This window comes from uncultured Oscillibacter sp. (assembly GCF_900546705.1).
Lineage (GTDB): Bacteria > Bacillota > Clostridia > Oscillospirales > Oscillospiraceae > Oscillibacter.
The window spans coordinates 63,914-80,791 of sequence record NZ_URDP01000002.1 but is presented as its reverse complement, the minus strand read 5'-3'; the positions used below and the strand labels follow the sequence as shown (position 1 = coordinate 80,791).

17 protein-coding genes are annotated in these 16,878 nt (G+C 64.3%); 6 read left to right on the top strand and 11 right to left on the bottom strand.

Features of this window, described 5'->3' with window-relative positions:
• Positions 1 to 51: 51 nt before the first annotated feature.
• Positions 52 to 1,077 (top strand): rod shape-determining protein, encoded by a 1,026-nt coding sequence (gene mreB, locus QZS13_RS01015; RefSeq protein ID WP_295584365.1) that lies wholly within the window; start codon positions 52 to 54, stop codon positions 1,075 to 1,077.
• Between the two features lie 50 nt (positions 1,078 to 1,127).
• On the opposite strand, the gene QZS13_RS01010 is transcribed toward mreB, so the two are convergent.
• Positions 1,128 to 1,766, bottom strand: a complete 639-nt coding sequence (locus tag QZS13_RS01010) for a sugar O-acetyltransferase (protein WP_295584363.1) — start codon at positions 1,764 to 1,766, stop codon at positions 1,128 to 1,130.
• Between the two features lie 148 nt (positions 1,767 to 1,914).
• On the opposite strand from QZS13_RS01010, the gene QZS13_RS01005 reads away from it, so the two are divergent.
• Positions 1,915 to 2,760, top strand: a complete 846-nt coding sequence (locus QZS13_RS01005; protein WP_295584361.1) for a DegV family protein — start codon at positions 1,915 to 1,917, stop codon at positions 2,758 to 2,760.
• Positions 2,761 to 2,852: 92 nt separating this feature from the next.
• On the opposite strand, the gene QZS13_RS01000 is transcribed toward QZS13_RS01005, so the two are convergent.
• On the bottom strand, positions 2,853 to 4,385 hold the full coding sequence (locus tag QZS13_RS01000) for a sodium-dependent transporter (protein WP_295584359.1): 1,533 nt from the start codon (positions 4,383 to 4,385) through the stop codon (positions 2,853 to 2,855).
• A 143-nt stretch (positions 4,386 to 4,528) separates the two neighbouring features.
• Here QZS13_RS01000 and QZS13_RS00995 point away from each other — a divergent pair, with 143 nt between their 5' ends.
• A complete protein-coding gene (locus QZS13_RS00995) occupies positions 4,529 to 5,932 on the top strand; it encodes a GNAT family N-acetyltransferase (RefSeq protein WP_295584357.1) in 1,404 nt (467 codons plus the stop codon).
• A gap of 61 nt (positions 5,933 to 5,993) precedes the next feature.
• Here the strand turns inward: QZS13_RS00995 and QZS13_RS00990 are convergent, their stop codons facing one another.
• The 7 genes from QZS13_RS00990 to QZS13_RS00960 all read right to left on the bottom strand — a co-directional run bounded on the left by QZS13_RS00990 (position 5,994) and on the right by QZS13_RS00960 (position 12,705).
• Complete coding sequence (locus QZS13_RS00990) at positions 5,994 to 8,147, bottom strand: S-layer homology domain-containing protein (RefSeq protein WP_295584354.1); 2,154 nt, start codon at positions 8,145 to 8,147, stop codon at positions 5,994 to 5,996.
• Between the two features lie 205 nt (positions 8,148 to 8,352).
• The gene (gene cdd, locus QZS13_RS00985) at positions 8,353 to 8,784 is read right to left on the bottom strand and encodes a cytidine deaminase (protein WP_366557930.1); all 432 of its coding nucleotides are present in this window, start codon (positions 8,782 to 8,784) and stop codon (positions 8,353 to 8,355) included.
• 9 nt (positions 8,785 to 8,793) lie between these two features.
• On the bottom strand, positions 8,794 to 9,024 hold the full coding sequence (locus tag QZS13_RS00980; protein WP_295584350.1) for a hypothetical protein: 231 nt from the start codon (positions 9,022 to 9,024) through the stop codon (positions 8,794 to 8,796).
• A gap of 23 nt (positions 9,025 to 9,047) precedes the next feature.
• Positions 9,048 to 10,298, bottom strand: coding sequence for a polysaccharide deacetylase family protein (locus QZS13_RS00975; RefSeq protein WP_295584348.1), 1,251 nt, complete (start codon positions 10,296 to 10,298; stop codon positions 9,048 to 9,050).
• A 123-nt stretch (positions 10,299 to 10,421) separates the two neighbouring features.
• Positions 10,422 to 10,778, bottom strand: coding sequence for a stage V sporulation protein AE (gene spoVAE / locus QZS13_RS00970; RefSeq protein WP_295584346.1), 357 nt, complete (start codon positions 10,776 to 10,778; stop codon positions 10,422 to 10,424).
• 25 nt (positions 10,779 to 10,803) lie between these two features.
• The gene (spoVAD, locus tag QZS13_RS00965) at positions 10,804 to 11,820 is read right to left on the bottom strand and encodes a stage V sporulation protein AD (RefSeq protein WP_295584344.1); all 1,017 of its coding nucleotides are present in this window, start codon (positions 11,818 to 11,820) and stop codon (positions 10,804 to 10,806) included.
• A gap of 135 nt (positions 11,821 to 11,955) precedes the next feature.
• Complete coding sequence (locus QZS13_RS00960) at positions 11,956 to 12,705, bottom strand: esterase (protein WP_295584342.1); 750 nt, start codon at positions 12,703 to 12,705, stop codon at positions 11,956 to 11,958.
• A 117-nt stretch (positions 12,706 to 12,822) separates the two neighbouring features.
• Here QZS13_RS00960 and arcC point away from each other — a divergent pair, with 117 nt between their 5' ends.
• Positions 12,823 to 13,767, top strand: a complete 945-nt coding sequence (arcC, locus tag QZS13_RS00955; RefSeq protein WP_295584340.1) for a carbamate kinase — start codon at positions 12,823 to 12,825, stop codon at positions 13,765 to 13,767.
• Between the two features lie 60 nt (positions 13,768 to 13,827).
• On the opposite strand, the gene QZS13_RS00950 is transcribed toward arcC, so the two are convergent.
• Together QZS13_RS00950 and QZS13_RS00945 are read right to left on the bottom strand one after the other, a co-directional pair.
• Entirely contained in the window at positions 13,828 to 14,946 is a 1,119-nt protein-coding gene (locus QZS13_RS00950; RefSeq protein ID WP_295584338.1) for a DUF362 domain-containing protein, read from the bottom strand.
• Between the two features lie 50 nt (positions 14,947 to 14,996).
• Complete coding sequence (locus QZS13_RS00945) at positions 14,997 to 15,410, bottom strand: hypothetical protein (RefSeq protein ID WP_295584336.1); 414 nt, start codon at positions 15,408 to 15,410, stop codon at positions 14,997 to 14,999.
• 201 nt (positions 15,411 to 15,611) lie between these two features.
• Between QZS13_RS00945 and murI the strand changes: the two genes are divergently transcribed.
• Both murI and QZS13_RS00935 read left to right on the top strand, forming a co-directional pair.
• A complete protein-coding gene (murI, locus tag QZS13_RS00940; RefSeq protein ID WP_295584335.1) occupies positions 15,612 to 16,427 on the top strand; it encodes a glutamate racemase in 816 nt (271 codons plus the stop codon).
• Entirely contained in the window at positions 16,414 to 16,860 is a 447-nt protein-coding gene (locus QZS13_RS00935; RefSeq protein ID WP_295584333.1) for a DUF1934 domain-containing protein, read from the top strand. Before murI ends, QZS13_RS00935 begins: the two co-directional genes overlap by 14 nt.
• Positions 16,861 to 16,878: the final 18 nt, after the last annotated feature.

Genomic DNA, 16,878 nt, shown 5'->3' with positions numbered 1-16,878 from the left:
GGAAAGCCGCTGAAGATAACGAAAGAAAGATTAGATAATGAGGTGGAATCTATGGCCATGGCAAAGGATATCGGTATCGATCTGGGTACCGCGTCGGTTCTGGTTTACGTGAAGGGGAAGGGCATCGTGCTCAACGAGCCCTCTGTGGTGGCGCTGGATAAAAATACCGGAAAGCTTTTGAAGGTGGGCGCCGAGGCCCAGGCCATGCTGGGCCGTACCCCCGGCAACATCATCGCCATCCGGCCTTTGCGGGAGGGCGTCATCTCCGACTACGACATGACCGAGCGCATGCTCCGGGAGTTCATCCACAAGGTGGCGGGCGTGTCCTTCTTCAAGCCCCGGGTCATCATCTGCGTCCCCTCCGGCATCACCGAGGTGGAGGAGCGCGCCGTCATCGACGCCGGTATCCAGGCCGGCGCCCGGAAGGTGTACCTCATTGAAGAGCCCGTGGCCGCCGCCATCGGCGCCGGCATCGACATCACCCAGCCCGACGGCCACATGGTAGTGGACATCGGCGGCGGTACCGCCGACATCGCCGTCATCTCCCTGAGCGGCGTGGTGGAGTCCGCCTCCATCAAGATCGCCGGCGACCAGCTCAACGAGGCCGTGGTGAAGTATATGCGCCGCAAGCACAACCTGCTGGTGGGCGAGCGCACCGCCGAGGAGATGAAAAAGCAGATCGGCTGCGTGTTCCCCAAGGAGGAAGAGGAAACCATGGACGTCAAGGGCCGGTGCCTGCTCACGGGCCTGCCCCGTGTGGTTACCGTCAGCTCTGTGGAGATGATGGACGCCTTTGAAGAGCCTGTGGAGCGCATCATGGAGGCCATCCACTCCGTGCTGGAGCGCACGCCCCCCGAGCTGGTGGCGGACATCTCCACCAACGGCATCGTCATGACCGGCGGCGGCAGCCTGGTCTCCGGCTTCGACAAGCTGGTCACCGCCCGCACCGGCATCCACACCGTCATCGCCGACGACGCCATCTCCTGCGTGGCCATCGGCACCGGCAAGAGCCTGGACTCCCTGAACAACATGCAGGACGGCACCATGAACCTCTCCCGGCGCCGTCAGATGAACTGAAAAAAGAGAGCGCCCGGACTTTCGTCCGGGCGCTTTTACGCCGTGAAGGGTCATGTCTGGGGTGTCTGCCAGGGGGCCTTGCCGGTCTCCGTCTCATAGGCAAGGCGCCGGGACTGCCAGCGGGCCTCGTCCGCTTCGGTGATGGGCCGCAGCACCCGGCAGGGATTGCCCCCTGCCACCACCCCCGGCGGCACGTCCCGGGTGACCACAGACCCGGCGGCGATGATGGAGCCGGCGCCGATGGTGACGCCGGGGCAGACGGTCACGCCGCCGCCGATCCAGACGTTATCTCCGATGGTGATGGGGGCGCCGAACTCCAGCCCCGTGTTGCGCACGGAGGCGGAGATGGGATGCCCGGCGGTATAAAGGCACACCCGGGGTGCGATCATCACGTTGTTGCCGATGGTGATGGGGGCAATATCCAGGAAGATGCAGTCGTAATTGGCAAAGAAATAGTCCCCCACGGTGATGTTGACGCCGTAGTCACAGCGGAACGTGGGCTCGATCCAGCAGTCCTTTCCCACGGACCCCAGCAGCTGGTGCAGGATCTCGTCCCGGGCTTTGTCGTCCTCCGGCGGGGCGTCGTTGTACTGCCGGCAAAGTGCCTTGGCCCGGCAGCGGGCCTTCCACAATTCCTCGTCTCCGGGATAGTAGATCTCTCCGGATACCATCCGCTCCCATTCGCTCATAAAAAGCGCCTCCTCTTTGTTGCTTTCCCTGTATAGTAAAGCAGACCGGCGGGGCGGTGTCAACGGGAAAGCCCCTTGCTTTTTTATGGGAGTTTGATATAGTAGATACCAACGATTCGGCGTCAAAACCGCGAAAGGAGAACGCCTTATGGCAGTCCAGATTCTCACGGATTCCACCAGCGATCTGACCGAGGAGGAGCTGCGGGAGCTCAACGTCCACATGCTCCACATGCGGGTCATCTTTGAGGACGGCGTCTATACCGACGGCGTTGACATTACCAAAGAACAATTTTATGAAAAGCAGGCCCAGGCCAAGGTCCTGCCCAAGACCACCCAGGTCAACCCCCAGGAGTACTGCGACACCTTTGAGCCGCTGCTGGAGGGCGGCGACGAGGTGGTGGCCATTCTCATGTCCTCACGATTGTCCGGCACGTTCCAGTCCGCCCGGATCGCCAAGGACATGGCCAGAGGCGGAGAGCGGCTCTACCTAGTGGACTCCCTGAACGTCACCATCGGCGAGGGCCTTCTGGTGCGGGAGGCGGTGCGCATGCGGGACGCCGGGGCCACCGGCGCCCAGATCGCCGCGGCGCTGGAGGAGATGCGGCACCGGGTGCGGTTCGTGGCCTTCATCGGCACCCTCAAGTATCTGAAGATGGGCGGGCGCATCTCCGCGTCCACCGCCGTACTGGGCACCATGCTGGGCATCTCCCCGGTGGTGGCCATCGTGGACGGGGAGGTCAAGTCCGTGGGCCAGGTGCGGGGCAAGCAGAAGATCCTCAGCTACACCCTGGACTTTTTCCGGGAGTACCCGGTGGACAGCCGCCACTGCGTCATGTTCGGCCACTCCCGGTGCCTGGAGACCATGGAGGCCTACCGGGACAAGTGCGTCCAGGCCCTGGGCATCCGGGACTACGCCTGGGACGAGCTGGGCGCCGTCATCGGCACCCACTCCGGCCCCGGCTGCTACGGCGTGGCTTATATCGGTCTGAAGTGACAAGAAAGCAGAGCCATCCGGCTCTGCTTTCCGTTCCTGTTGCACTTGCAACTGCATTTTTTGTGAAATTGGAGTAAATGAACCATGGGGCCTCAGACAAAGAGACCCAGCGCGAAGAAGTCGTTCACCTGGCCCAGCAGCACCAGCACCATGCCGATGGGCGTGATGAAGCGGACGCACAACGAGTAGAACCGGTCGATCCGGCGCCTGCTGCCCAGATGCACCTCCTCCATCACCACCTTGGGCCGCAGTTCCCAGCCCACCATCAGGCTCATCAAAAGGGCCCCCAGGGGCATGGCGATGCCCTCGGACATCATGTCCATGAAGTCCAGCCAGTTGTCGTTCCAGGGGGCATATTTCACGGTGCCGTCGGCAATCATAGCCTCAGAGGCATCCTTGAGAGCTACCTCGCTGCCGTCGGAAAGCTGCACCTGGGCGGTGGTCTCCTTGAAGGGCACGGGCACGCCGTTGCGGCCCAGGCCGTCCACCGCCACCAGCGCCGCCTCCGCCATGATGGCCAGGCATACCAGGAGCACCACCCGCTCCCGCACGCCCTTTTTCCCGTGGAGGGAGCGGCGGTCCAGGAAGAACGTCACCACCACTTCGATCAAAGAGATGGCGGATGAGATGGCCGCGATGAGCACCAGCAGATAGAAGATCACGCCGAACAGCGGCCCGATGGCCCCCATGGCGCTGAATACGTCCTGCAGGGTGATAAACAGCAAACTGGGGCCGCCCAGGACGATCTCACTGACATCCATGCCCTGCTGGATGCCGTTGGCCACGGCGGCGGGGATCACCGCCACGCCCGCCATGACGGCCACCAGGGTGTCCGCCCCCACGATGACGGCGGAGTTTTTCACCAGGTCCTCGTCCTTTTTCAGGTAGGAGCCGTAGGTGAACATGACGCCCATGGCCAGCGACAGCGAGAAGAACATCTGCCCGCCGGCGGTGGCCAGCACCGTCAAAAAGCCCGGGGCCTTGTCGATGAAGCCGGCGGAAACGGCGTAGCCGGGCACGAACATGAATTTCAGACCCTCCATGGCGCCGGGCAGCGTCAGGCTGCGGCAGATGATGATGACCAGCATGATGAACAGCGCCGGCATGCCCACGGTGTTGAACTTTTCAATGCCGCCGGAGATGCCGCCCCGGTTGATGAGATAGCAGATCACCAGAAACAGCAGCGTGAAGAGGATGCTGCCGAAGGGGTTGGTCAGCATGGAGTCAAACAGCGCCGCGCCGGTATCCACCTCCGTGGGGAAGGCCAGGGTGCTCAGGTTCAGGGCCATGTACTCGATGCAGTAGCCCCCGAGAACGGCGTAAAAGCTCATGACCACGAAGGGGGAGAATACTGCCAGCCAGCCCACCCACTTGAAGCGGCGGGAGAGCTTGGTGTAGCAGCCGATGACCCCCTGACCCACCTTGCGGCCCATGGCCAGCTCGCTGACCATGACGATGAATCCCACGAATACCGCCAGCAGCAGATACACGATCAAAAACGTGAATCCGCCGGATTTTCCCATTTTGTACGGAAAGCCCCAGATGTTTCCAAGCCCCACGGCGGAGCCGATGGCCGCCAGCAAAAACCCCACGTTGCTGGCCCAGGAGCCTCTCTCATTTTTCACAACAATCCCTCTCTCCTATTCTATTCTTGAATACCCCTCATTCGGATTCTGCATGTAGGATACCCCCTTTTCCATCCGGTGTCAAGAGAACGGGAGGCGGGCGGACATACCCTCCAATAAAAAGAAAGACAAGGAAGAATCACATGTTACAATTTCAATCCGTGACCAAACAGTGTGCCCCCACCCTGCGCAAGTACTATGAGCACTGCGACTACGGCCTGTGCGAGTACTCGGTGGGCACGAAGCTCATGTGGCGCAGTACCCTCCATCCCACCTGGACGGAGGCGGCCGGGTGCCTGATCGTGCGCAACTGCATCGACGGACAGGTGGTGTTCGACTATCCCGTCCCCGGCCCCGAGGGCGATGAGGACGCGGCGCTGGAGCTGATCGAAAATGACTGCCTGGAGGAGGGAATCCCCCCGGTGATCTCCGTGGTGCCCGACTGCAAGGCGGCCCGGCTTCTGAGCCGGTACCCCTACGTGCGGGTGAGCGACGTGCGCACCTGGCGGGACTACGTCTACTACCGGGAGGATCTGCAGCTGTTTGCCGGGCGGCGCTACTCCGGTCAGCGCAACCACATCAACAAGTTCCGCTCCAAGTGGCCGGATGCCCAGTTCCGGCCCCTGGGCAAGGACGACCAGGCGGTCATCGAGCAATTCTGGACGGACTACGAGGCGGAGTTCCCCAAGGGGGACAACGCCAAGGCCCGGGATGAGCTGAAGCTGGCCAAGAAGATGCTGGGCATGGCGGGCAAGCCCTGGTTCCTTGCCGGCGGCATGTTCGACGGGGACAAGCTCATTGCCCTGTCCCTGGCGGAAAAGTGCGGCGAGACGCTGATTATCCACATTGAAAAGGCCCTCTACTCCTACACCGGCGTCTATCCCACGCTGGTGCAGGCCTTTGCCGACGCCTACGGAGACGGCTGCCAGTGGATCAACCGGGAGGACGACGCGGCGGACCGGGGCCTGCGGACCTCCAAGCTCCAGTACGGCCCGGCCAAGCTGGCGCCCAAGTACCGCTTCGAGCCCCAGAATGAGCTCTTTGCCCATGTGCGGGCCATTCCCGAGCTGAAGACGGAGCGGCTGACCCTCTCGGCCCTGACGGAGGCGGACATCCCCACCTACAACGCGTTGGTGCTGGACGGGGAGCGCAACCGCTGGTGGGGCTACGACGACGTGGGCGGCCTGGGCGGCCCCGTCACCGAGCGCAGCTTCTTCGACGTGGCAAACCGTGACTTTGAAAACCGCCAGGCGGCCAATTTCGCCGTCCGGCTGGACGGCAAGCTCATCGGCGAGGCGGTGCTCTACCGGTTCGACTGCCGGGGCGGCGCGGAGCTGGGCTGCCGGATCGACAAGGCCTACGCGGGCTTCGGCTACGGCACCGAGGCCTTTGCCGCCGTGGCGGACTGGGCCCTTTACAAGGTGCATCTGAGCCGGGTGGTGGCCAAGTGCTTCAAGGAGAACCAGGCCTCCTACAAGATGCTCTCGTCCTGTATGCGGAAAAAGGGCGCGGACGACACGTTCTTCTACTTCGAAAAAGTGGTGTAAACCCACAAAGCCACGGCGGGGTCCCATTCGGGACCCCGCCGTGGCTTCATTTTACGGGCATTTACCAGAACAGGCGGCTGAGGATGGCCGCAGTCTCAGCCCGGGTGATGGCCCGGTCGGGAGCCAGCAGGCCCTGGGAGGTGCCCCGGACCAGACCCGTCTCCACGGCCCAGGCCATGGCCCCTGCCGCCTCCGGGGAGACCTGTGCGGCGTCGGGAAAGGAGCGGAGCACTGCGGGGTCCGCCTGGGCGTCCAGCAGGCGGCACAGGGCGGACACCAGCGCCTGGCGGGTCACCGTGCCGCTTGCCGGATCGGAAAGCCCGGCGTCCGATGCCTGGATGCCGGTGCCGGCGGCCCGCCCCAGCACCTCCACGGCCTCCGGGGCGGTCAGGACCGCCTGGGGGCGGAACTGCTGCCCGCCGGCGGGGAAGAGATCCAGCAGGCGGCAGATGCCGATGCTGTCCTTTGCCCAGGAGCCTGCCGCGTCCGCCGGGACCGGGACATCCAGAATCCCGGACTCCAGATAGTCCAGGATGCCGCCGGCCAGGTCCGCCACGGTCCCGTCGCCTGCAAACACGTCGGAAAGGCCCGTCCGTGCCAGGGCGTCCCGGTAGCCGGTGCTGTCCGTCAGGGCCACCAGGGAGAGGTAGGTGTCCGCCGCGGCGTCGAAGTCGTCCAGGGACCGGGCCAGAATCTCCAGGCTGGAGAGGGCGGAGGTGGCGTAGCTGATGTAGTAGAAGGGCATCTCAAAGGTGTGGGAGATCTGCACCCAGCCGTAAGCTTCCTCGGCGGGAGGGAAGCCGTACTCCGCGGACAGACTTCCGTAGAGCCGGTTCATCTCCCGGACCGTCAGGTTCCCGGCGGCGTAGACCTGCTGCTGGAACTCGTCTTCCAGGCAGCCGGAGATGACGCTGTGGAGCATCTGGGTCACCACGGCGGTGCGGTAGGCCGCCCCGCCGCGCGGACCGGCCAGGGCCCCGGCGTTGTGGAGGGAGAGCACCTCCAGCCCCTGGGAGCAGATCTCGGCGGTATCGTAGCAGGAGATCTGGTCCGGGGCCAGGCAGAAGTCGGCAAAGTGGCCGAACTCATGGGTCAGGGCGTCCAGATCGTAAAAGGAGCCGTCCGGCGCGTTGAAGAGGTAGGCGGAGCCGTACTCCGGCAGGGCCACGGTAAAGCCCTTGGCGGCCTTGGTGGCCAGAGGCCCGATGTCGCACAGGTTCTGGGCGCGCATGTAGTCGTAGAGCGCCGCGTATTCGTCGGAGACTTCTTTGATGACAGGCTCCGCCAGATCCAGCAGCGTCTCCTGGTCCAGCCCCGAAAGGCCGCTCAGATGCCCCATGCCCAGCTCCGGGTGCAGGGCCTGGGCGCTGCCCAGAAGCTGGTAGAGGGGGACGATGTACGTCTTCACCGCCTCCTGCAGGGCCCGGGCCTCCTGGGGGTCGTAGTCCCGGCCGTAGACCACCTGGTAGGCGTAGTCGGCGTAGGAGTCGTAGCCCAGGGAGGCGGCGTAGCGGTTGCGCAGCGCCACCAGCTTCACCAGAATGGGGGCGGCGCCGGCGTTCTGGACCCGGGACACTTCCTGCTGCACCGCCAGGTAGTCCGCCTCGGACAAGGTCCCGGCATCATAGGCGGCGGACGCCTCCTCCATCGTCCAGGTCCGTCCCGCCGCCGGAGCGGAGTAGGTCCCGGCCATGGCCTGCCAGTAGTCGTTCACCAGGGACGTCTCCTCCTCCAGCATGGCCAGCTGCTCCGGCGTACTGGCGGCGGTCTGCCGGAAGCTCTCCGCCGTATCTCCCAGCTCCGCCTCCAGCCGGGAGGCGCAGGGGGAGGAGAGCAGCTGCTGTGTGACAGCCAGGTAGCGGTTATTCAGCCGGGCGGACTGGGCCGTGCCGGCGGTATAGGTTCCGCCCCAGGCGGCGGGGTCCCGGGCGTAGTCCACGGTCAAAAACGAATAGGCGGTGTCCAGGGCGGTGAGGGTGCCGGCGGCGGTCTGCCACAGGGAGAAGAGCGCGGTGGCGTCACGGCCGGCGGCCAGGGCCGATTCCAGGGCGGTGAGGGCGCTGTCCGCCTGGGCGGCCGCCTCATTCCAGGAGCGGTTTTGCTGGGGGATCTCCTCCGGGAAAGCGGAGAAGAACGACGTCTCCCGGGCCATGGCCGGGGCGGCCAGGGAGGCCGCCAGGGAGAGGGTCAGCAGCAGGGTGAGCAGTCTTTTCATAAAACATCCTTTCTTTCACGTGGAAGCGTGGTGTTGGAAGAGAGATCAAAGCTGTACACTTAATGGTAATAAAATAAATATTTTGCTGCTAATATAACAATATTTCGTATCCAACCGGGCAGGGTTCTGTGGTTTTACAGCCGGACGGGGATGGTATACTGAAAAAAAGCCCGCGCCGGCACGGCGCGGGCTTTGCCGTTTGGGGTCATGATTGGGCGTGTTCCAGATTTCCGGGACCGAAGCCGTGGGGCAGCAGGGCAGAGAGGGTGGTGGCAAGCTCCCGGCCGTCGCCGCTCAGGCAGATGACCTCCAGATTCGGGGCAAACTCCGAGAGCACCTGTCGGCACACGCCGCAGGGGACGCAGAAGTCCGGCCCGGTGCCGGCGATGGCGATGCGCACAAAGTCCCGGTGCCCCTCGCTGACCGCCTTGGCCACGGCGCACCGCTCGGCGCAGATGGTGGGGGAGTAGGCGGCGTTTTCGATGTTGCAGCCGGTGAACACCGTGCCGTCGGCGCACTCCAGTGCCGCCCCCACGGGGAAGTGGGAGTAGGGCACATAGGCCCGGTCCAGCATGGCAACAGCGGCGGCTTTGAGTTCTTCACGGGTCATGGAACCACTCCTTTTCTGTGTGGTGATGCGGCAGTCTCACGGGCGGCCGTATTGTTTTTTGAGTTTCAAAAGGTTTTTGGGATCGATCCACTCCTCGGAATAACCGCAGGCACAGCAGACATAACGGGGGACCCGAACACCGCAGAGCGAAACCGGTAGCGTATTATCTGTCAAAATGACATCTCCGCCGCCGAAACGGTTGGTGTAGCTGAGAACTTTCAAAATGTCCCCGCTGCCGCATTTGGGGCAAATACCGCTGTTTTTCATGGCGGTTCTCCTTTCCTGTACGGTCAAGCGCCGCTCTTGGGGGTCCACTTGACGCCCCGGTCCGGCCGCACGTCCAGGTCAATGATGTCCCGGGCGTCGTAGAACTGGCTGTACCAGCCGATCACCTTGTCGCTTCCACGGAGGGTGGTGCCGTCCGGGTGGAGCCGGTCGCAGATGACGGCGCAGATGTCCTTTTTGATATAGCTGAAGCTGTTGATGCCCACGGAGCAGAACACCCGGAAGCCCTGGCTCTGGAGGTACTGGAACACGGGGCCGGTCTTTTTCCAGTCGTCCCCGTCGGGCCGCTCGCCGTGGGGGTAGAACAAGATGGTGGTGGGGCCCACCAGGGAGCCCACCTCGTCCAGCCACCGCTTGGTGTCCGCCTGGATGGACTCCAGGGACTTGGTGCCCAGGCGGATGTGGCCCCAGGTGTGGCTGCCGAAGGTCCAGCCGGTGCGCTTGAGCTCGGCAATGATGGGTTTGACGGCCTCCCGCTCCTTCTGGCGGTTTTGCTCCTGGGCCTCCGTCCAGCTCTTGGTGTCCGTCTGGGTGCGGTAGCCCAGAATGCCCTCATAGCCGGTCAGGCTCAGGCAGCCCTTGGCGCCGAAGGGGGAGAAGTCCGGATGCTCCTCCACGAACTTGTCCAGAATGGGGATGGCGTCCAGGTCCCGGGAGACAACCTCGTTGCCCTGGGGGTCCTTGCCCCAGGAGGCGATCTTCCCGTCCTCGCCCAGGATCAGCTTGTAGGTAAAGCCGTTGGCGAGCATGTACTCATAGTAGTTGGTGTCGTCGAAGGAGAGGATGAGGGGCTTTTTCCCCTCCGGCAGGTAGAGGGTGTTCTTTACCATTTTGGCGTTGCCGCTCTCGTCCGTGGTCTCGCTCCACACGTCGGCGATGTCCACCAGCACGTAGCCCCGGTCATAGACGCTCTGGAGGATCTTGCGGTACTCGTCGGCGGTGACCATGTAGTCGTCGATGCCGTCGGACTGGGCGTCGCCGTCAAAGGCCAGCTCCGGGTAAGCCACCACCGGGTGGAAAAACAGGTGCTCCACAATGCCGTCGTAGGCGGCGTAGGTGACGCCGTCCCGGGTGCCGCCCTCCGGCATGACGGTGGGGTCGTAAATGGAATAGGGCTCCGGCTCCGGCGGGGCCTCGGGCTCCTGGGATTCCTCCCCGGCGGGGTCCTGGGAGTCGGATTGCTCCGGGGTCTGGCCGCAGGCGCACAGACTCAGCAGGCAGCATACGGCCAGGAAAAAGCAGATCCAGCGACGCATGATGATGGTCCTTTCTGTCGAAAAATAGGTTATTTTCAGTATACCAGTTTTCCAGACGGAAGGAACAACAAAATGGTGACAAAAAAAGACGAAAAAGGACGCGCCTTTGCGCGTCCTCTCCGTTTACCGCTTGCTGCCGGGGCGGAACAAAAACGCCGCCGCCGCGCCGAACACCACCGCCGCCGTGATGCCGCCGGCGGCCGCGCCCAGGGGGCCGGTGAGCACCCCCAGCCAGCCCTTTTCCGCCACGGCCTGCCGGGCGCCGTTGGCCAGCAGGTGGCCGAAGCCCGTCAGGGGGACGGTGGCCCCGGCGCCGCCCCAGCGGACCAGGGGCTCGTAGAGTCCCAGGGCGCTGAGCACCACGCCGGCCACCACGTAGCCGGTGAGGATGCGGGCGGGGGTGAGGGTGGTGCGGTCGATGAGAATCTGTCCGATGGCGCAGAGAATGCCGCCGCACAAAAACGCGTTGAGATATTCCATAGTGACCTCCTGATGGCCCGGGCGGTCAGCCCAGGGCGCTGATGCACAGCGCGTGGCAGATGCCCGGAATGGACTCTTTTTGAAAGGCGCTGGTGGGCGAGAGCAGGGCGCCGGTGGGGGCGAACACGATCCGCCGCCACTTCCCCTCCCGCAGTCCGGAGAGCAGATACCCGTTGAACACGGAGGCGGAGCACCCGCACCCGGAGGCGCCGGCGTGCATATCCTGCCGGCAAAGGTCGTAGAGCAGCAATCCGCAGTCGCAAAAGCGGCTGCCCAGCTCCACGCCGTCCCGCCGGAACAGGTCTGCCACGATCTCGTGGCCCAGCTTGCCCAGATCCCCGGTGACGATCAGGTCGTAGTCCTCCGGCGCCGTGCCCGTGTCCCGGAAGAAGGCCGAGAGGGTGTCGTAGGCGGCGGGGGCCATGGCGGCGCCCATGTTGTTGGCGTCGCAGATGCCCTTGTCCACGATCCTGCCGCAGGTCACGTGGGTGATATAGGGGCCCTTGCCCTCCGCTTCCAGGATAGTGCACCCGGCGGCCGTGGCCGTCCACTGGGCCGTGGGCGGGCGCTGGTTGCCGTAGGGCACCGGCATGCGGTACTGCCGCTCCGCCGTACAGAAGTGGGAGGAGGTCATGGCGGCCGCACGGCGGGCAAACCCTCCGTCGATGAGCAGGGAGGCAAGGGACATGGACTCCCCCATGGTGGAGCAGGCGCCATAGAGCCCGTAGAAGGGGATCTGAAACGAGCGCAGGCAAAAAGACGAGCCGATGCACTGGTTCAAAAGGTCGCCCGCCAGCACGTAGTCCAGGTTCTCCGGCGCGAGCCCCGCCTTCTCCAGGGCCAGGGTCAGGGCCTTTTGCTGCATATAGGACTCCGCCTTTTCCCAGGTTTGCTGGCCGAAGAAGGAGTCCTCGTCCAGGTAGTCGAACCACGCCGCCAGAGGCCCCTCCTTTTCCATCTTGCCGCCCACGCAGGCCCCCGCGCAGATGGAGGGCGGGGCGGACAGGGCCACGGTCTGCCGGCCCAGGCGTTTGTTGGTCATTGCACTCACCTCGCAGTTGGATTGCCGTTAGCATGCCCGGCGGCGGAGAAAAGTATGAGCGTAGGGCGGCAGACAAAAAAACAGCGCGCACCCGATGCCGGTGCACGCTGTTAGTTGCGCGTCATCTGTGTACGATCAGCGGGCGCCGGCCCGGAATGCCGCCTGGGTAAGCAGCGTTGTCAGCTGCCGGGTCCACCAGGCGTAGCCGTGTCCTGCGTCGGCGCCCTGCTGCTGCCAAAAAACGGGAATGTCCAACCCCGCCAGGATGTCCGTCAGGCGGCCGGTGGAGCGCAGGGTCTCATCCTCGCCGGTACCCGCCCCGGTATAGAAAAACAGGGGACGGCGGCGGAACAACTCCACATAGGGGTGGTCCGCCGGCAGATTGGCAAGGCTGGCGCAGGGGTCGTTGAAATAGACGGTCTCGTCCATGTAGCCGTCGTAGAGCCCGGCGGTGTCGTACACGCCGGACAATGCCACCACGCCCCCCAGCAGGTCCGGCCGGCGGAAGAACAGGTTGGCGGCGTGGTAGGCGCCCATGCCGCAGCCGGTGACCAGGGGCGGCAGGTTCCGGCCGTTGATCTGCCGGACGCAGTTGGTCAGCTCCTCGGTGACATAGTGGTACCAGGCCTCGTAGTGCTCTGCCCGCTGCCGGGGATCGCCGGGGCAGAGCACCTGGCCGTCCGGCGGGTCGGTGACAAAGAGCTGGATGAGCCCCGCGCTCAGCTCCCCGGCCAGGGCGTGGATGACCCCCGCGTCCTCCCATTCGTAAAAGCGGCCGTTCCGGCAGGGAAAGGCCAAAACCGGCACGCCGCCCCGCCCGTAGACCTTGTACTCGATCTCCCGGGCCAGCGCGCCGCTGAATTCTCTGTGGTATTCGGTATACACCCGCATCCCTCCCGGGGGCATTTTACCACACATGTGGGGGCGCGGCAAGACCGGCGGCGCATAATCCGGCCGCGGCGGCGCAGACTATCAGGGTGAATACGGAAAGGAGACGCGTATATGCCGGAGAGAATTGTCATCGCCCTGGGCGGCAACGCCCTGCAGTCCAAGGGGGCCGAACCCACGGCCCAGGCTCAGCTGGAGACGGTCAAGCGCACCTGCGAGTCCATTGCCCGCATCAGCCAGCGGGGCTACGAGGTGGCGGTGGTCCACGGAAACGGGCCCCAGGTGGGCCGGATCGTTCTGGCCAGCGAGGCGGCCAAGGATGTGGTGCCGCCCATGCCCTTTGACGTGTGCGGCGCCATGAGCCAGGGCTATATCGGCTATCATATCCAGCAATCCCTCAAGTATGCCCTCAGCCGCCGGCGCAAGGACTACCCGGTGGTATCCCTGACCACCCAGGTGGTGGTGGACCGGGCCGACCCGGCCTTCCAGAATCCCACCAAGCCCATCGGGCCTTTTTACAGCCGCGAGGAGGCGGAGCGCCTGGAGCGGGAGAAGGGCTATGTGATGCGGGAGGACGCCGGCCGTGGCTGGCGCCGGGTGGTGGCTTCCCCCCAGCCCAGACGGATTGTGGAAATCGGGGCGGTACGGCTTTTGTGGGACCACGCCATTGTCATCACCTGCGGAGGCGGCGGCGTGCCGGTTGTGGAAAACCCGGATGGTACCCTGGAGGGAGTGGCCGCCGTCATCGACAAGGACTTTGCCGCCGAGCTGTTGGCCGAGGAGGTGGCGGCGGACGTGCTGCTCATTCTCACGGAGGTGGAGAAGGTGGCCATCCGCTTCGGCCAGCCGGACCAGCAGGACCTGGGTCAGCTGACGCTGGAGGAGGCCGCCCGGTATGTGCGGGAGGGCCAGTTCGGCGTGGGCAGCATGCTGCCCAAGGTGGAGGCGGCCATGAAATTCGTCCGGGCCAACCCCAGCAAGCGGGCCATCATCACCAGCCTGGACAAGGCCCTGGAGGCCCTGGACGGCAAAACCGGCACCGTGGTGACCTTCGCATAAGGCGGGCCGGAGCACAAAAAAACGCCGCCGCGGTGTGCCGCGGCGGCGTTTTGCCATGGTTCAGATTTTGATGAGCTCGTACTTGCGGGTGCCGATGCCCAGCTTTTCCGCGTGCTCCAGGCACACCTGCCACTCCGTGTCCGGATGGACGGCCCGGAAGTGGTCGGCGCAGCTGCCGTCGCAGCCCTTGTCGAAGAGGACGGAGCCGGGGGCGGAGGGCTGGGCCATCACCGCGTCGGCGCAGGCCTGATCCAGGGCCACGGGGTCGAAGGAGGCGAACATGCCCACATCGGAGACGATGGGCACGTCGTTTTCCGCGTGGCAGTCGCAGTTGGGGGACACATCCACCACCAGCGACACGTGGAAGCAGGGACGGCCGTCCACCACGGCCTTGGTGTATTCGGCGATCTTCTTGTTCAAAATGGCCGGGGCCTCGTCGTAGAGGCACTGGATGGCGTCCTTGGGGCACACGGCCAGGCACCGGCCGCAGCCCACGCACTTATCCGTGTCGATGGTGGCCTTGCCGCCGGAGATCTGGGGAGCGTCGTGGGCGCAGATCCGGGCGCAGGAGCCGCAGCCGACACACAGCTTCTCCTTGACGAAGGGCTTGCCGGAGTTGTGCTGCTCCATCTTGCCGGCCCGGGAGCCGCAGCCCATGCCGATGTTTTTCAGCGTGCCGCCCATGCCCGCCTGCTCATGGCCCTTGAAGTGGGTCAGGGAGATGAACACGTCCGCGTCCATCACCGCCCGGCCGATCTTGGCGGACTTGACGTACTCGCCGCCCTCCACGGGCACCTCCACCTCGTCCGTGCCCTTGAGGCCGTCGGCAATGAGGATGTGGCAGCCGGTGGAGTAGGGGGTGAAGCCGTTGACATAGGCGGACTCAATGTGGTCCAGGGCGTTTTTCCGGCCGCCTACATACAGGGTGTTGCAGTCGGTGAGGAAGGGCTTGCCGCCCTGGCTCTTGACCAGGTCCGCCACCGCCTTGGCCCAGTTGGGCCGCAGGTAGGCCAGGTTCCCCGGCTCACCGAAATGCATCTTGATGGCCACGTACTTACCGTCCATGTCGATGTCGCCGAAGCCGGCAGTCATCATCAGCCGGGCCAGCTTCTGGGGCAGGTTCTCCCGCCAGCTGGGGCACCGGAAATCCGCAAAATACACCTTGGATGTCTCACTCATACGCTTCTCCTTTTCGTTCCCTTGTACTTCCCGGACGGGCGGCGGATGGCTCACTCGTCCATATCCACGCTGATGTTATCCGTGCCGTGCTGGTCGAACTCCGACAAATACGCGTCGATCCGGTCCATCAGCTCGCTGTAATTCTCCCAGGTCAGGGGCTCGCCGTCCATGTCCCGCAGGGCCAGCTCCTCGGCCAGAATCTCGTAGAACACCACGTCCTCGTAGTTTTCGATGGCCTCATGGATGCCGCCGTCGGCGAAGGCACGGGAGGGGATCACCTCACCCCGGTACAGCTCCACCAGCTTGCTCATCTTGTGCTGGAGACAGTGGGAAAACACCAGGCTCTCCACCTGGTCATACTCCTCGATGCGGTCGTTTTCCCGGGTGGAATTGATCACCCAGTTGCCTATGTACACCAGGTCCAGCAGATAGCGGAACTGCCGGTCCGTCAGCTCGATCTTCATTGGATAAACACCTCCCGCTTGGTTCACGTTGTTCATACGGTATGATTATAGCAAAGCCGCGGGCAAAATTCCACACAAAAAAGCGGGTAAAAAGACTAAAATCTGTCTTGCGGCTGCCCGGTGCCCATAGTATAATATATAACTCGGATGTAACTGAGGTTCCGGCCCGCCCGGATGGACAGAAGGAGTTCGATCAAGCGTATGGATATGCGACCCATCGGCGTTTTTGATTCCGGCCTGGGCGGGCTGACGGCAGTGCGCGCCCTGTGGAAGATCCTGCCGGAGGAAAATCTCATCTATTTCGGCGACACCGCCCGGGTGCCCTACGGCGGGCGGTCCCGGGAGACCATTTTGAAGTATGCCCGGCAGGACGTGCGGTTTTTGCGCAGCTTTGACCTCAAGGCCATTTTGATCGCCTGCGGCACGGTGACCACCACGTCCCTTTCCACCCTCCAGGCGGAAAACGACCTGCCCATGGTGGGGGTGGTGGAGCCCACCTGCCGCCGGGCCGCGGCGGTGACGAAGAACAAGCGTGTGGGCATGATCGCCACCCCCGCCTCCGTCCGCTCCGGGGCCTACGGCGCGGCGCTGCACCGGCTGGACCCGGAGATCCAGGTGACGGAGAAGGCCTGCCCGCTGCTGGTGCCCCTGGTGGAAAACGGCCGGGTGCGGCCGGGGGACGTGGTCATCGAGACGGTGGCCCGGGAGTATCTGGAGCCCCTGCGCCAGACCGGCATCGACACCCTCATTCTGGGCTGCACCCACTACCCCCTCCTCACCGACGTGATCGCCGGGATCATGGGGCCGGGCGTGGAGCTGGTGTCCGCCGGGGAGGAGTCCGCCTTCGAGCTCAAGCGCATGCTCAAGGCCAGAGGCCTGCGGGCCGACGAAAACCGCCGGGGCGAGTCGGAGTTTTTCGTCAGCGACCGGGCGGAGGATTTTGAGCACCTGGCCTCCCTCTTTTTGCAGGAGGACCTTCATCACGCGGCACGGAGGATCGACATTGAACGCTATTGAACAGGAGAAGCTGCCGGTGCTGCTGCGTATCCGGGGCGAACAGTATTTTGACGGCATCGACCCCGACGAGACGGAGCTGATGACCGAGGGCACCCTGGAGCTGACGGACCGGGGACTGGTCCTGACCTATGAGGAGACGGCCCTCACCGGTATGGAGGGTACCGTCACCACGTTTGCCGTGGAGGACGGAAGGGTGACGCTGACCCGGGCGGGCAGCGTCAACTCCCAGATGATCTTTGAGGAGGGACGGCAGCACACCTCCCTCTACGAGACGCCCTACGGGGAGCTGGCCGTGGATATCCAGACCAGCCGCCTGCGCCACAACCTCACCGAGCGGGGCGGCGTCATGGAGATCCGCTACTCCATCGCCGTAGAGCACACGGTGACCGGGCGCAACTGCTTCAAGATCCAGGTCAGGCGGAAGGAACGATAAAAAATCAAACGAGAGAGG

Bases quoted from the DNA above. Each gene is read 5' to 3' on its own strand.
- mreB (WP_295584365.1), top strand. From the start codon at position 52: ATGGCCATGGCAAAGGATATCGGTATCGATCTGGGTACCGCGTCGGTT.
- QZS13_RS01010 (WP_295584363.1), bottom strand. From the start codon at position 1,766: ATGAGCGAATGGGAGCGGATGGTATCCGGAGAGATCTACTATCCCGGA.
- QZS13_RS01005 (WP_295584361.1), top strand. From the start codon at position 1,915: ATGGCAGTCCAGATTCTCACGGATTCCACCAGCGATCTGACCGAGGAG.
- QZS13_RS00995 (WP_295584357.1), top strand. From the start codon at position 4,529: ATGTTACAATTTCAATCCGTGACCAAACAGTGTGCCCCCACCCTGCGC.
- QZS13_RS00990 (WP_295584354.1), bottom strand. From the start codon at position 8,147: ATGAAAAGACTGCTCACCCTGCTGCTGACCCTCTCCCTGGCGGCCTCC.
- QZS13_RS00980 (WP_295584350.1), bottom strand. From the start codon at position 9,024: ATGAAAAACAGCGGTATTTGCCCCAAATGCGGCAGCGGGGACATTTTG.
- QZS13_RS00975 (WP_295584348.1), bottom strand. From the start codon at position 10,298: ATGCGTCGCTGGATCTGCTTTTTCCTGGCCGTATGCTGCCTGCTGAGT.
- spoVAE (WP_295584346.1), bottom strand. From the start codon at position 10,778: ATGGAATATCTCAACGCGTTTTTGTGCGGCGGCATTCTCTGCGCCATC.
- spoVAD (WP_295584344.1), bottom strand. From the start codon at position 11,820: ATGACCAACAAACGCCTGGGCCGGCAGACCGTGGCCCTGTCCGCCCCG.
- arcC (WP_295584340.1), top strand. From the start codon at position 12,823: ATGCCGGAGAGAATTGTCATCGCCCTGGGCGGCAACGCCCTGCAGTCC.
- QZS13_RS00950 (WP_295584338.1), bottom strand. From the start codon at position 14,946: ATGAGTGAGACATCCAAGGTGTATTTTGCGGATTTCCGGTGCCCCAGC.
- QZS13_RS00945 (WP_295584336.1), bottom strand. From the start codon at position 15,410: ATGAAGATCGAGCTGACGGACCGGCAGTTCCGCTATCTGCTGGACCTG.
- murI (WP_295584335.1), top strand. From the start codon at position 15,612: ATGGATATGCGACCCATCGGCGTTTTTGATTCCGGCCTGGGCGGGCTG.